16 protein-coding genes and 1 tRNA gene are annotated in these 13,908 nt (G+C 65.2%); 6 read left to right on the forward strand and 11 right to left on the reverse strand.

Annotated elements, in window-relative coordinates; all coding sequences use genetic code 11:
• Positions 1-31 precede the first annotated feature (31 nt).
• Positions 32-1,162: an anion permease gene (locus ACJ70B_RS07925; RefSeq protein WP_408959858.1), complete on the forward strand. Its 1,131-nt coding sequence runs from the start codon at positions 32-34 to the stop codon at positions 1,160-1,162.
• A gap of 176 nt (positions 1,163-1,338) precedes the next feature.
• On the opposite strand, the gene ACJ70B_RS07930 is transcribed toward ACJ70B_RS07925, so the two are convergent.
• The 9 genes from ACJ70B_RS07930 to ACJ70B_RS07970 form a co-directional block, all read right to left on the reverse strand.
• Positions 1,339-1,506, reverse strand: coding sequence for a hypothetical protein (locus ACJ70B_RS07930; protein ID WP_408959859.1), 168 nt, complete (start codon positions 1,504-1,506; stop codon positions 1,339-1,341).
• A gap of 655 nt (positions 1,507-2,161) precedes the next feature.
• Positions 2,162-2,815, reverse strand: coding sequence for an alpha/beta hydrolase (locus tag ACJ70B_RS07935; protein WP_408959860.1), 654 nt, complete (start codon positions 2,813-2,815; stop codon positions 2,162-2,164).
• Positions 2,812-3,432, reverse strand: a complete 621-nt coding sequence (locus ACJ70B_RS07940) for a VOC family protein (protein ID WP_408959861.1) — start codon at positions 3,430-3,432, stop codon at positions 2,812-2,814. Before ACJ70B_RS07940 ends, ACJ70B_RS07935 begins: the two co-directional genes overlap by 4 nt.
• Before the next feature lie 63 nt (positions 3,433-3,495).
• Positions 3,496-4,104, reverse strand: a complete 609-nt coding sequence (locus ACJ70B_RS07945) for an FAD-dependent oxidoreductase (protein WP_408959862.1) — start codon at positions 4,102-4,104, stop codon at positions 3,496-3,498.
• 111 nt (positions 4,105-4,215) lie between these two features.
• Positions 4,216-4,881: a YIP1 family protein gene (locus ACJ70B_RS07950; RefSeq protein ID WP_408959863.1), complete on the reverse strand. Its 666-nt coding sequence runs from the start codon at positions 4,879-4,881 to the stop codon at positions 4,216-4,218.
• Positions 4,882-5,336: 455 nt separating this feature from the next.
• Positions 5,337-6,866 carry a cellulase family glycosylhydrolase gene (locus ACJ70B_RS07955; protein ID WP_408959864.1) on the reverse strand — a complete coding sequence of 510 codons (1,530 nt, stop codon included), beginning with the start codon at positions 6,864-6,866 and terminating at the stop codon, positions 5,337-5,339.
• Positions 6,867-6,953: 87 nt separating this feature from the next.
• On the reverse strand, positions 6,954-7,133 hold the full coding sequence (locus tag ACJ70B_RS07960) for a glycosyltransferase (RefSeq protein ID WP_408959865.1): 180 nt from the start codon (positions 7,131-7,133) through the stop codon (positions 6,954-6,956).
• A 53-nt stretch (positions 7,134-7,186) separates the two neighbouring features.
• Positions 7,187-7,261 (reverse strand) — tRNA-Arg (locus ACJ70B_RS07965).
• 151 nt (positions 7,262-7,412) lie between these two features.
• Positions 7,413-7,763 carry a hypothetical protein gene (locus ACJ70B_RS07970; RefSeq protein ID WP_408959866.1) on the reverse strand — a complete coding sequence of 117 codons (351 nt, stop codon included), beginning with the start codon at positions 7,761-7,763 and terminating at the stop codon, positions 7,413-7,415.
• A 413-nt stretch (positions 7,764-8,176) separates the two neighbouring features.
• Here ACJ70B_RS07970 and ACJ70B_RS07975 point away from each other — a divergent pair, with 413 nt between their 5' ends.
• From ACJ70B_RS07975 to ACJ70B_RS07985, 3 genes are all read left to right on the forward strand, one after another.
• Positions 8,177-8,761 (forward strand): AAA family ATPase, encoded by a 585-nt coding sequence (locus ACJ70B_RS07975; protein WP_408959867.1) that lies wholly within the window; start codon positions 8,177-8,179, stop codon positions 8,759-8,761.
• Complete coding sequence (locus tag ACJ70B_RS07980; protein WP_408959868.1) at positions 8,758-9,171, forward strand: RNA-binding domain-containing protein; 414 nt, start codon at positions 8,758-8,760, stop codon at positions 9,169-9,171. Before ACJ70B_RS07975 ends, ACJ70B_RS07980 begins: the two co-directional genes overlap by 4 nt.
• A 164-nt stretch (positions 9,172-9,335) precedes the next feature.
• Complete coding sequence (locus tag ACJ70B_RS07985; RefSeq protein WP_408959869.1) at positions 9,336-10,271, forward strand: CBS domain-containing protein; 936 nt, start codon at positions 9,336-9,338, stop codon at positions 10,269-10,271.
• 1 nt (position 10,272) lies between these two features.
• On the opposite strand, the gene ACJ70B_RS07990 is transcribed toward ACJ70B_RS07985, so the two are convergent.
• Positions 10,273-11,256 carry a hypothetical protein gene (locus ACJ70B_RS07990; RefSeq protein ID WP_408959870.1) on the reverse strand — a complete coding sequence of 328 codons (984 nt, stop codon included), beginning with the start codon at positions 11,254-11,256 and terminating at the stop codon, positions 10,273-10,275.
• Between the two features lie 125 nt (positions 11,257-11,381).
• Positions 11,382-12,773 carry a signal recognition particle protein Srp54 gene (locus ACJ70B_RS07995; protein ID WP_408959871.1) on the reverse strand — a complete coding sequence of 464 codons (1,392 nt, stop codon included), beginning with the start codon at positions 12,771-12,773 and terminating at the stop codon, positions 11,382-11,384.
• Between the two features lie 187 nt (positions 12,774-12,960).
• On the opposite strand from ACJ70B_RS07995, the gene ACJ70B_RS08000 reads away from it, so the two are divergent.
• Both ACJ70B_RS08000 and ACJ70B_RS08005 read left to right on the forward strand, forming a co-directional pair.
• On the forward strand, positions 12,961-13,182 hold the full coding sequence (locus ACJ70B_RS08000; protein WP_408959872.1) for a type II toxin-antitoxin system HicB family antitoxin: 222 nt from the start codon (positions 12,961-12,963) through the stop codon (positions 13,180-13,182).
• A 94-nt stretch (positions 13,183-13,276) separates the two neighbouring features.
• Complete coding sequence (locus tag ACJ70B_RS08005) at positions 13,277-13,804, forward strand: hypothetical protein (RefSeq protein ID WP_408959873.1); 528 nt, start codon at positions 13,277-13,279, stop codon at positions 13,802-13,804.
• The last annotated feature ends 104 nt before the right edge of the window (positions 13,805-13,908 follow it).

Consider the following 13,908-nt stretch of genomic DNA (forward strand, 5'->3'; position numbering starts at 1 on the left):
CGATAACCACAATATAATATACGTACGACAGATGAACGTACTGCTACTGGCCGCCGGACTCCTCGTCGCGGCGTTCGTCGGCTACAACATCGGCGGCGCAACGACCGGGCCGGCGTTCGGCCCGGCCGTCGGTGCGGGTGTCGTCGGCAACATCATCGCCGCCGCGTTCATGTCCGTCTGTTTCCTGCTCGGCGCGCTCACCGTCGGCCCGGCCGTCGTCGAGACGCTCGCTCAAGACCTCATTCGCAACCCGGCCGTCTTCACCCTCCGGACGAGCGCCGCCGTCCTCTTCGTGATCGGCAGCGCGCTGCTTCTCGGCAACTACGCCGGCGTTCCCGCCTCGACGTCGATGACCGCTGTCGGCGCGATCAGCGCACTCGGGCTCGCGACCGGCACCCTCGACTGGTCGGTCCTCAGAGCAATCGCCGTCTGGTGGCTCGTCGCACCGATCGCCGGCTTCTGGGTGGCCGGCGTCGTCGGTCGGTACTTCTACCCCCAACTCGAGGAGTGGCTCGCGCTCGAGGATCGCACACGAGACCGGCCGCTGGTGTCCGTGAGGGCGTCCGGGTTCGTTCCTCGGCTTCGGCTCGGCTCGAGCGCCGACCGACGCGAAATGGCCGGCTCGCTGAGCGTCATCGCCATCGGCTGTGTGACGGCGTACGCGTCGGGCACGAGCAATATCGCCAACGCCATCGCCCCCCTTTATGCGACCGGCGTGATAGCGTTCACCCCGCTGGCCCTGCTCGGTTCGGCCGCCGTCGCGATCGGCGCGTTTACGATCGCTCGTCGCACGCTCGAGACGCTCGGCAGCGACATCACGAAGCTACCGCTGACGGCCGCGATCGTCGTCGCCGTCATCAGCGCCGGTCTCGTCGTCTTCCTCTCTTGGCTCGGTATTCCCGCGAGCTTCGTCGTCATCGCGACGACGAGTATCGTCGGCCTCGGCTGGGGCCGGGCCACGCGGACGACGACCCGTCCCACCGCCACTGACGGCGAGGGACCGGACCCCGTCGATGGCGATCCCGACAGCGTGACAGCGACACCAGAGCTGTTCGATCCGACGACGACGGCTCGCGTGCTGCTCATGCAAAACGTCGTGCCGGTCGTCGCCACGGTCGGCGCGTTCGTCCTGTTCCGGTTCGGTCCGCTGTTCGAGTTCTGAAACGGTCGACCGTCGTCCACCGTGAGCCGAGTGCGAACGAGCGCGATCGAAACGGCGCGAGCCCCGCTTTCGGACCGGCCGCTCGCCGTCGACGGTGGTTTCGATGCGGTGACCGACGGCGACGGTCGGCTGTCCGCCGGGGCTCGAGCGACTCCTCTACGCGCCCGGCGGGCATATCACTCGCGCTCGAGTGCGAACACATCCGGCGGCACCGAACAGCCACAGGGGCCGACGGAGCCGGTATGGGGACCAGTGGCAACGGAGAACAGCACCGGGTCGCCACAGCGCGGGCACGCCGGAAACGGCGAGTCCTCGTCGTCGCTTGGCTCGCGGTCGGGACTCACTGGCCGTGCCCTCCGGTTCGTCTCGAGGCCGAACGCGGACTCGAGGCTGGTCGTGGCGTGCGATTCGATCGTCGTGCGGGACGTTTATATCCCGACAGAATGTACGCAATCATGGCTTTCGAAGCCTCGCGGCTTGGAAGCCACGTCTCGGGTGATTCCAGCACCCGGGGCATTTCGGCGCATGCCCCCCGCGACAGATGGAGTATGGCTTCCGTTCTAATTGTTGGTCAGTAGTGACTTATATCTACTGCAAATGCATCGGAATGGGGTTCGGCGTCGTCTGCACGCCCCTCGAACGGAGCGCTGAGCCGGCTTTCACACCACTCGAGGGGAGACGGAGGTCGACGCGTCTCATTCGCCGCATCGAAGGAAGGGACAGAACAGAGTAGCAGCCGGAGCAGAGCAATAGACGAAGCAGAGTAGCGGGCCACGATCCGCATACGTGACAACAGGGAATTTCCACGTCCTCCCCAGCCGATTCGCTCGTTGCACTCGCTCATCCCTCGCACACAGTCTGGCCGCGTCTCGCGTTCGCTCACCGCAGCCCAGCGCGCGCCACCGCGACGCCGGAGAACAGAGCGAAGTGGGGCCGTGGCGCTGGCAGCCGTCGAATGGCGTCGTGATTCGATCCGCGAGTCGGGCTTTGAGGTCGCGTTCAGTCGAGCAGGTCTGCGACCATGTCCGAGACGAACGCGAGTTCGTCCTCGTTGACGCCGTGGCCCATCCCCTCGTAGAGGCGTTTGGTCACGTCGGCGTTCATCGACTCGAGGACGGCGGCGGTGTCGTGGACCCGTTCTTCGGGGATGTGCGGGTCGACGTCGCTGCAACCGAGGAAGACGGGAGTTTCCTCGAGGTCGCCGGGGTACTCGTCGTCGAGTTCCTCGCCGATCAGCCCGCCGCTGAGCGCTGCGAGGCCGCCGTAGCGGCGCGGATTGCGCGCGAGGTACTCGCTGGCCAGACAGGCCCCCTGCGAGAAGCCGACGAGCATGACGCGTTCGGTCGGAATGTCGGCGACGTTGGCTCGCTCGATGGCGTCGGTAATCGCCTGTAGCCCCGACGATCGGCCGGGCTCGTTGCGCTCGACGGGCGCGAGAAACGAGTTGGGGTACCAGGTCTGGCGGGCCGCCTGCGGCGCGAGGAGAGCGACGCCCTCTCGGTGGAACTCGTCTGCCATCTGGATCATGCCTCGAGCCGTGGCTCCACGGCCGTGGGTGAGCACGACCGCCGCCTCGGCGTCTGCGAGGTCGGTGCCGCCGGTGACGAGTTGCTGGCCCTGATGGGGGCCGTCCACGTCCGCGCCGGCGCTCATTCGACACCACCGACGCCGGCGCTGGCATCAGGCAGGTCGTGCTCGACGACCTCGAGGCCGACGGCCTCGATGGCACCGCGGAGGTGCTCGTCTTTCGCGTAGTCAGCGCCGTCTTCTTCGCGAAGCTCCTGGGCTTTCGCCAGCACCTCGCCGCGGCGGTCGTCGGGGACCTCGTACTTGTCCGTCGAGAGTTCGATCACGAGCCCGTTGTTGTCGCGGGTGTAGATCGAGTGGAAGATGCCCCGGTCGAAGACGTTGTAATGGTAGCCGGCCTCCTCGAGGGCGTCCATCGTGTCCTCGTACTCGTCGGGAGCGATGCTGAAACAGAGGTGGTGGACGGCACCGACACCACCGCGCTGGCCGTTGGCGGACGGGCGGTCATCGCTGACGAAAAAGGTCAGGATACGACCGTCGCCCGTGTCGAAGAACAGGTGCGTCTGCGAGGGGTCGTCGAGGTTCGGCTGGCGGAGCACGAGCGGCATGCCGAGCAGATCGCGATAGAACTCGATCGTATCGGCCTCGTTGCTCCCCCAGACGGTGATGTGGTCGGTTCCGGTCGTGTGGACGGGGCTGTCGGGCAGTTCCGGCGTGACTGGATTCGTGGATTCGTTAGACATGGTAGGGTGGGTGGATCGTGGACCGATTCGATCGGTCGTAGCCGTCTCGTGGCTCGTCTGCGATTACTCCGCGACGTGTTCCCCGAAGACTTGCGCGGCGTCGTCGGGGACATCGAAGTCGTGGTAGTGTTCTCCCTTTACGGCAGAGAGGATGTTGAGTGCTGCGGCGGCCCCGTCGCCGACGGCGATGGCGGCCTGCCACTCTTCGGCGCGGACCATCGCACCGGTCGCGTACGCGCCATCGACGCTGGTCTCCATCGAGACGCCGACGTCGACGGGTCCTTCCTCGGTCAGGTCACAGCCCAGCTCCTCGGCCAAGTCGCGGTTCGCGCCCGTCGCAAGGACCACGTACTCGGCCTCGTAGCTGTCCGCTTCGGTCTCGACCGTAAAGCCGTCGCCGGACTCGCTGACCGCGGTCACTTCCTCGCCCTGCCGGCGGTCGACACCGAAGTCGTCGACCTGCTGGCGAGCCGTCGCCATGAACTCGCTGCCGCCGACCGAGCCGATCCCGAGGTAGTTAAAGAGGTGGGCCTTGTGCATCCACGTCTCATCGGTGTCGAACACGGTCGTCTCGAGGCCGTTTTTCGCGGTGAACAGCGCCGCACTCAGTCCGGCGGGGCCGCCACCGACAACGATTACGCGCGCATCGTCTACAGGCGTCTCGTCGCTCATCTGTAGTTGCACAATGTTACTACAAGGGTATCAATCCGGTAGCAACCCCGACGCTACCACGTAACACTGATGTCAGTGGTCCGTGCAATCCGACGACGAGATCTGCGGGCGTCAGATCGGCCCGAGAACGAGCACCGTCGGCACGGCGACGACCGCGAGCCCCCGTCGAACCGTCAGTCCGCGGGCGGCGGCGACCGCGTGCGCCCAGAGGTATCCCGACCAGAGCGTACAGAGCACACCGACGGCGTTCACCGCCACAAACAGCGGTTCGGACTCGAGCGGATAGGCGTAGATCCGTGCGGGGACCGTCACCCCGAGTCCCCAGATCTCGGTCGGCGTCGCGGGGAACTTCACGGCCAAAACGGCAAGTACGCACACGTTCGCGACGAGTTGCGGAGCGAACCCCCACGCGACGAGCCTGACGGTTCGGCCGAACCCGCGCTCGCGCGCGATCGGCCACGAGAGCAGATAAAACAGTGCCGCGAAGACGATCCAGGCGACTATCGGCTCTGCGATCAGCGTGCCGACGAGGACGCCGACGACCCCCGGCAGGGACACCTCCCAGCCGGCCGTGGCGTACCGGATCGGCGGAAACGCGTCGAAGACCGCCGCGTCGGAGATCACCGGCGAGCGCAACAGGGCGAGGACCGGCGGGATCACGCCCAGACAGACGGCGCTGAGCGCCGCGGGAACGCCGGCCGACTGCGACAGCGAGGGGGATGCGGCGTCAAAAAACGACGCGGGATCGACCACCAACTGTCGCATACGCCCGTCCATACCGTCGTGTCGTCGCCCCGACTATTCATGCGTTCCGGCTCACGAAGGGGGACGGAAGATAGCGAATTGAAAACGGGGCTCACCGCTCACAAACGAGTGGCAACCGGTGAAAGGGTGTACACAGTCGGCAGCGGGGATGGCGATCGTCGTGTGTGCGTGGCGATGATCGGTGCTCCCCCGTATCCCCTGTGATGCCATCAGTCGGCCCTGCCGACATTCTATATAACGTTAGTGGCCGACATTAGTGTATCGGAACCAGTCATTTTAGATATCGCTTCGCTCGAGATTCGTGCGAGTACCGGCCCACTCAGAAGCGAGCGTCCTCGAGAGGAGCGGCGAGCGTTCGATCGCAGCAGTTCGGCGACCGCCCGGTACTGACGCCGGAACGAGCGAAAGTCCGTAGACGACGTATCGCGTCGTTCTCAGTCCGCGTTGGGAGCCACATCGTGCAGCGGTCAGGCGTCTTCCGGTGTAATACTGATCGTGACGTTTTTCTCCGCCGTCTGGTGGCGAACGTGGACGTACTCCCGGGTTCGGCAGACCGGTGTTCCGCCGTTGACCGTCAGTTCGTATGCGCCGCCGTACGCGCGTTCGGGTACGTACACAACGGTGTCCGGATTCACGCCGCGGCGCGGCCGATACTCGAGGGCGAATCGTCGCGACTCGCGGTCGTACGACCACGACTCCGGATAGCCCGCGATGGCCTGCGGATATGGGCGCACCAACTCATGGAGGTTCTTGCTGACGTGTCCGTCGCTGTACAGCCAACTCCGCGGCGTTCCGTTCCACGGCTTGTACTGCCAATATGCCCAGCCAATCATTGCGTCCGCGGCGGCGGTCAGCCCGTCGCGGACGTCCGCCGGATCGGGATGAGCGCCGAACTCGGTCATCACGGGGACCGCTCCGAGTCGATCGGCCGTCTCTACGGCGTTCCGAGCGATGTGTCGATGGCCGACGGCACTGACGTCGAAATCGACCGGCAGTCGGTTCGTCACGCGATCCGCATCGGCGAGGAGTTCGGGATAGCTATGAAACGAGAACGCCACGTTATCTGCCGGATCGTCGACGCGTCCGATGCGGCTCGGAATACCACCGCCGAAGAAGATGCCGGGCTCGACCCAGATAGCCGTGTCGTCGTCTACCTCTCGAATGCGCTCGATGACGCGATTGGTAAACGGGGTGAGCCACTCCCGTTCGAAGGAAATCGGCGACCCGCTGCCGGGTGTGGGCTCATTGAAGATATCATATCCGACGACGTTCGTCTCTGTCCCGAACCGGTCGGCGACTGTCCGCCACATCCGGGCGAAATATTCTTGGATCCGCCCTCGATTCTCCCAGAAGTTGTCGAACGCTGCCAGCACTGCAGGTTGCAGGTAGCTCGTCCACCACGGATCGGTATCTACGAACGGAATATTGTCGTCGTAGACCGCCCATTTCGGGGCCCCGTTGCCGTCGAACACATCACTGAAAAAGTCTTGGTGCATGTCGAGCAGGACGGATACGTCATGACGGGCGAGGTTCCGGACGAGCGTGCGGAGCCGAGTCACGTATGATTCGTCGACGGCGGAATCGACGGCCGACGGCGACGGCGGTCGTGTCGGCGTGAGTTTCGCCCACTGAATTCCGAGGCGCACGAAGTTGAAGCCCCACGAGGCAATCCGCTTGATGTCGGCCGAGCTGATCTCCGAGGCCGGATAGTGTGGCGGCTGCTTCGTTTTGTCCACCATATTCGCGCCCTGCAGGATGGCGATCCGACCGTCGTCGCGCACGAAGAACGAACCGTTGGACGACGTGTGGGCTTGGAGCTTTGACGGACTGGGTCGCGGACAGCCCCCGTCCGGCACCGACAGATCGAGCGCGGGGCCGTACCGGTTGGTCGTCGACCCCTCGGAGAACCACCCGGGAAGACGCCCTAGCAGGCTTCCAACGACGCCACCAGCGACACCCCTCATCGCGGTGCGGCGCGAAACACGCTCGCGTGTCATCCGTCGTTCCGTCCCTCGAGTGTTTGATGGAAGCGCGGTTAAGACCGATGGGGGCTGTTGCATGCACGTTCCTCTGATAAGTCACGGCTAGAAGAAGGGACGACGAACTATGCTCGTAGACCGGCGGTAAGTGGCCACAATAGCACCACCGATTCGTAACAGAGGACCACCCTCGAGTGTCTCGGCGGGATAGTCGAGGTTCTTGCAGGCTTCGATCGTCGCCGGCAAGACCGGTTCCTCGTTGTAGGCCGGAATAACGACGCTCACCGGCGGCAATTCGTCCTCTCAGTTCGCTATCGGGTCTGTTCGTCGCAGAATCACGGGCACGACGGGATTTGAACCCACGACCGTCGGATTAGAAGTCCGACGCTCTTTCCGGACTGAGCTACGTGCCCTCGAGTCCGAATCCACGGCGGAACGGCATAAGCGGTGTGGATTGTAGGCCGCTGTCGCTTGTCGGCTTCGAACGCGACGCGTCACGAACTGATCGACGTCGGCTTCGAAAAAGAGAAGTCCTGGATGGCGTGAGCGTCGGCCTAACCGGCGTCAAAACTCGATTTCTGAGCCCTCGCTGCTCTCGTTCGTCTCGTTGCCGGTGTCGGCACCCGACTCGTTGGTGGACGAGTTGGTCGTGCTCTCGTTCGTCTCGTTGCTGGACTCGTTGCCGAGCCCACCGTCGTCGGATTCGTTACCGAGACCACCGCTATCGGACTCGTTGCTACTGGAATCGTCGGAGCCGAGGTCGCCGGTGCCGCCGGAGTCGGCGCTCGAGTCGCCGGAGCCGTTGCCCGACTCGTTGCTCGATTCGCCGCTGTCCATACACCCGGCCACTGCTGCGACCAGTCCGACGCCGAGTCCTGCCGCGAACTGACGCCGGTTGATGCGCGTTTCTGTCATAGTGCGACACTCGAGGCCGCAACGGATTGGCATATAACGGCGAGAGTCCGTTTCGCGCGTCAGTCTGGATTTTATCTAATTGCGCCGAATTCGAACGGTTTGGCGGGACGCTACCGTCGAACCGTCCGTTTTGATTCGACAGAAAAGACGGCTAACGAGGACATAAGGGAGCCCGCTCGAGCGAGGCCGAAGCGTGCCGGTTTCGCCTCGAACAGTGACTGACCATATCGAGACAGATCTAAACGGTGCACCGAAGGCAACTGCAACGCGTGAAAGACGATCCTAAAACAGTTGCACTGAGACGGGAAAGCGATTCGGGCGTCGACGGCGTGACGACGGGCGCTCGAGGGGATAGCCCGTTCGACGAGCGGCGAACACAGCGTTTATGCACGTCTCGCCGGTACGTGTGCTCGATGCACGTCATCGGAACGGTGGGACTCCCCGGAAGCGGCAAGGGCGAGGCCGCCACCGTCGCACGCGAGGACGGAATCCCGGTGGTGACGATGGGCGACGTCGTCCGCCAGGAGACGGCCGACCGTGGCCTCGATCCTGCGAAGGATCACGGCACGGTCGCGCAGGCGTTGCGCGAGGAGAACGGCCCGACGGCGATTGCTGAACGGTCGCTGCCGATGATCGAGGATCGCCTCGAGGACCATGAGACGGTCCTAGTCGACGGCATTCGCTCGGACGTCGAGGTCGACATCTTCGAAGACGAGTTCGGCGACGCGTTCACGCTGGTCAGCATCGAGGCCCCCTTCGACCTCCGCGCAGAACGAATCGACGCCCGCGGCCGGGACGCGAGCGAGGACGACGGCGGCGAGGGGCTGGCCGCCCGCGACGAGCGCGAACGGGGCTTCGGAATGGACGACGCGATGGAGCGGGCCGACGTGGTCGTCGAAAACGCCGATTCGCTCGAGACGTTCCGCGAGCGGATTCGGGCAGTTATCCGAGACGGAACCGACGATAAGAAACCCGCGGACCCGGAACTCGAACCATGAGCGAGGTCTACCGCGTCGACGTCGAAATCACGGCACCGATCTACGACACCGAGGTCACGAGTCGCGTGATCGACGCCGTAGCGAACATCTTCCCCACCGCCGACCTCGAGGAGGAGTTTGGCGAAGTTCGGGGCGAGGCGCATTCGCTCGATCACTTCTCGGACCTGCTCCACCGCCAGGAGATCCTTGATACCGCCCGCGGCGAGTTCTTCGCGAACCGCGAGGGCGACACCTTCTCCTTCGCGCTGAAAAAGCAGGCTGCCTTCGAGGACCGCGTGAACTTCTCGGTCGGCGAACCCGACGAACTCGGCGAGATTGCGGTGCGGGTGCGGGTCGACGAGCCGAGCCTCGAGGCGTACATCGACCATATCGCGCCGCCGACCGAGGACGGCCGGCCGGTCGACGCCTGAACCGGTTCGATTTCGCCGTCCCGTCAGTCCTCCGTTTCACCGGTCGTCTTGAGCCGTTTTCGCGGTCGCTTGCTGGTCGTACTCGCTGACACAGAAGCCGTTGCCATTGAGATTGAGTAGCGACCCCCGGCGACTGATACCGCTGGACGGTGTACGACCGTCAAATGTACGACACGATACCCGTCGCCGAGATCATGATCGAAGACGTCGTCACCGCCCCGCCGGACGCGACCGCGACCGAGGCGGCGACGCTGATGCGCGACGAACGCGTGAGTTCGGTGATCGTCGCTCGAGACGGCGACCCCGTCGGCATCGTCACCGAGGGCGACTTCGCGACCGAACTCTGCGAGCGGGGGGATCTCGGCCGTCTCGAGCTGTCAGCGGTCATGTCACGTCCGCTGACGACGGTCGCGCCGACCGCCTCGATCGTCGACGCCGCCGAACTGTTGCGCTCGTCGGAGATCGAACACCTACCGGTGGTCGCGGACGGCGACGGCCGCGGTTCGCTGGCGGGCATCCTCACGACGACGGAACTCACCTACTACGTGCCGCATCTGGCCCACGAAGCGGGTCGCCGCGAGGCCGAGCACCCGAAGCGACGGACCCGGACCGACACCCTCTACGAGCGCGACGACTGGGACTTCGAATATCGCGGTGCAGACGAATCGACGGTTTCGGTGGGCGACACCGCCCGGTTCTCGAAGACGCTCTCGGCGGACGACGTCGAGGCGTTCGCGGACGTGACCGGTGACACCAACCGGCTCCATCTCGACGCGGCCTACGCCGCGGAAACGCGCTTCGGCGAGCGGATCGTCCACGGCGTCCTCGCGAACGGCCTCATCAGCGCGGCGCTCGCTCGGTTGCCGGGGCTGACGATTTACCTCTCACAGGAGAGTGGCTTCCGCGCGCCGTTGCCGATCGACGAACGCGCCACCGCCGTCTGCGAGGTCGTCGAGGACCTCGGCCGGGCGAAGTATCGGATCGAGACGACCGTGTTCGACGGCGACGAGACCCCGGTCCTCGAGGGGGATGCGGTCGTCCTCGTCGACGACCTCCCGCCGACGGCGGCCCGCGAGCGCGACGCGACGGTGACGCAGTAGGTCAGTTCGTACAGCTACTGAGGTCCTCGAGAGCGTCCTCGCCGTCGTTCTTCCGATTTCTGGCCGTGACCGCGTTCCCGTCGGCTGCGGCCTCCGCGGCCTCGGCGAACGCCCCCGCCGCCGTCGTCAGGTGCATGGTCTGGCACGACGCCGTCTCGAAGTACTGGACGAGCCCCTCCGGGGCCGACCCGGTTCCGGTCTCGAGGGACTGCCGTGCGTCCGCGAACGTCGACTCGGCGGTGGCGAACTCACTCTGTGCCGCCGCGTACTCGCCGTTCTCGAACTTCGTCCGGCCCCGCTCGAGCGCGCCGTAGCCCGACTCGGTATCAAGCGTCGAGTCGTAGGCCGCCGCGAGCGTCTCGAGCGAGCCGACGGCGGTGCCGAGTGCGCTCACCCCCTCCTTGAGGTCGGCGAGGTCGATGCCGGTCAGGTCGGTGAGTCGATCGCCGTCGAGATTCTGGATGGTCGTCTCCGCCTGCTTGAACCGCTCGTAGGCCGACGAAATGTCGGTATGGCGAGCGTCGACGGTCTCGCTGGCCGCCTCGAGGTCACCTTGCTCTTCGATCGCCGTCGTGACGGTGTCGATATCGTTGGTAATCGTGTCGTCGGTGACGGTCACCGTCACCGCGATCAGCCCCTCGAGCGCGTCGGCGTACGACCGGAGCGTCTCGATGTCGGCCTGTCGATCGTCGCCGAGTTCGGACTCGGCGGTCTCGAGGTGGTCGCGCGCGTCCGAAATCTTGGCTCGCGGCTCCGACGGGTCGAACGTGACGGTTTCGGGGGTCTCGAGCGAGAGTTCGTTCAGCGATTTGGCGGCCTTGTTCAGCTTACCAGCGGCACGATCGAGCGCGCGGACGCCGGCCCGACTGGCGACGTCGGTGTTACCGGTATCGTCCGACGACCCAGTGAGGCCGCCTAAACAGCCGGCACCGCCCGCGAAGAGGGCGACTGCGCCGGTGCGAGTCAGGTACTGTCGACGATGCATTGCTACTCGAGGGTTCGTCTAGAGCTGCATTAACGTAGCGGCAGCGCGACTGTCAGGCAAACGAGAACGAACGCGGGAACCGGAAGCGAGCGCACTCCGAGGGCGCGACGAACGCGCAGGCGGCGTTACCCGAACGGACCCATGCCGCCCATGCCACCGCCGCCACCGCCGCCCTGTTGCATCTGCTTCATCATGCGCTGCATCTCCTGATCGGAGCCCATTCCCTGGAACTGCTTGATCGTGCGTTCCATCATCTTGTACTGCTGGAGGAGTTCACGGACCCGCTCTTCGGTGGTTCCCGAGCCGCGGGCGATGCGCTCGATCTGGCTCGCGCCGATGGCCTTGGGGTACTCCTTTTCGGCCTCGGTCATCGAGTCCATGATCACCGAGAACGTGCGCATCCGCTCTTGGGTGACGTCCATCGCGTCGTCGGGGAGCTGGTCTTTGATCCCGCCGCCGAAGCCGGGGATCATGTCCATCACCTGGTCGAGCGGCCCCATGTTGTTCATCGCCTCCATCTGCTTTTGCATGTCCTTGAGGGTGAACTGGCCCTGCAGCATGTCCTCGGGGTCCCACTCCTCTTCCTCGATGTCGGTCTGCTGCATGGCGCGCTCGACGCGCTCGGCGAGTTGCGAAAGGTCGCCCATGCCGAGCAGTCGCGAGATGAAGCCGTCGGGTTCGAAGCGCTCGATGTCCTGGACTTCCTCGCCGGTCCCGAGGAAGGCAATCGAGGAGTCGGTCTGATCGACCGCGGTCAGCGCACCGCCACCTTTCGCGGTCCCGTCTAACTTCGTGATAACGACGCCGTCGATTCCGACCGACTCGTCGAACTGCTGGGCCTGCTCTTTTGCGCCCTGTCCGATCGCGGCGTCCAAGACGAGCAGCGAGGTGTCAGGATCGACGACGCCCTCGATTTGCTCGATCTCGTCGATCAGATCGTCCTCGAGGGCGTGGCGACCGGCCGTGTCCACGATGTGGACGTCGGCCTCGCTGGTCTCCTCGAGGCCCTTGCGGGCGATCTCGACGGGGTCGTCGTTGTCCGGGTTGCCGTAGAAGTCGACCTCCGCGCGCTCGGCCATCTCCGCGGCCTGGTCGTACGCGCCGGGTCGGAAGGTGTCGGTCTGAATGACCGCCGGGCGAAGCCCCTTCGTCGAGAACCACCAGGCCATCTTCGCGGCGGAGGTCGTCTTCCCCGACCCCTGCAGCCCCGCCAGCAGGATGGTCTGTTCCTCGAGGGGCAACTCGGTCGAGTCGCCGATGAGGTCGACCAGTTCCTCGTAGACGATGCGGAGGACGAAGTCCCGCGCCGGGGTGCCCGCAGGGGGTTCTTCCTCTAAGGCGCGCTCTTTGATGTTGTCCGAGAGGGCCATCACGAGCGAGACGTCGACGTCGGCGGAGAGCAAGGAGCGCTGGATCTCCTTGACGATCTCCTCGACGTCTTCCTCGCTGAGTCGCGACTTCCCGCGGAGCTTGTCCAAGGTGCCCCGCAGAGAACTCCCGAGATCGTCGAGTACCATTTGCCTCGTCTACGGGGCGATGGCGTTAAAGGCTTTTTCTACGTCTGACGAGCGAGTGCCGACTCGACCGTTCGACGGGCCGCCGCTGTCTCGAGTGGCCGACCGATCTCCCGACACCGAACGTCGACGCGACGGTCGCTCGAGCGGCGTCGGTGGGTATTTCACTCGACCGCGACAACCACCGCGTATGAGTTCCGACGCAGACGTCGACCCTTCGGAGTACGAGGCGCTCGAGGATGCCGACGTGACGATGCGACAGAACGAGCATGGCCTCCACATCGCCGACGACGAGATCACCGGCGTCTCGAGCCAGGGACAGACGCCCGAGGAGGCGCTTTCGAACCTCGCAGCGGCGGTCGAGTCTCACAAGGAGGCGGTGGACGACGACCCGGGCGACGACTGGCTCTGACGCCGCCGTACGACGACGCGGGCGCTCGGGCTGATTTTTTCGATGCATGCACCAGATTGAATATTACCATCGGCAGTGAATCGTCGATTGCGACATGGCAGACAATCCGAACAATCCGCAACGGCAGGTCGACTCGACGAAGACGAATGACGCGATTGGTCGGCGACGCGCCCTCCAAGCGGGGACGGGGGTCGCGGCGACGGCGCTCGGAATCGCGACCCTCGGTGGGCAGGCCGCCGCACACTTCCCGACGGACCTCGAGATCGACATCCGACCGGGAGGCGGTCGCGCGCCGATCAATCCGGACAGCCATGGCATCGTCCCAGTCGCAGTTCTCCGGACGGACGAGTTCGATCCGGCGAGCGAACCGGTTCGATACCGGTTCGGCGCACCGGACGTCGTCGCTGACGGCGGCGGGGCCCGACCGATCGACGACGGCCACGCCATCGACGTAACCGGAGATGGATGCGCGGACCGACTCCTGTTCTTCCGGGCCGACGAGACCGGGTTCGACGGTGACGAATCGGTGGGCCGACTCGAGTGGGAGCGCACCGAGGACGGCCACCACGGACTCGCCGGTACCGGGCCGGTGACGATCGTCGGTCGACACTACAGAGAGTAGCGACGGCGTCGATAGCGTCGGCCGCGCGCCGTAGGCGGCGAGCGAACGGCCGACTGCGGAGCGCCGGTCGGCGATCGTATCGCAGGCGCTTATTTTAGGCGGTC

Source organism: Natrinema sp. 74, from assembly GCF_046097095.1.
In the GTDB taxonomy this organism is placed as follows: domain Archaea; phylum Halobacteriota; class Halobacteria; order Halobacteriales; family Natrialbaceae; genus Natrinema.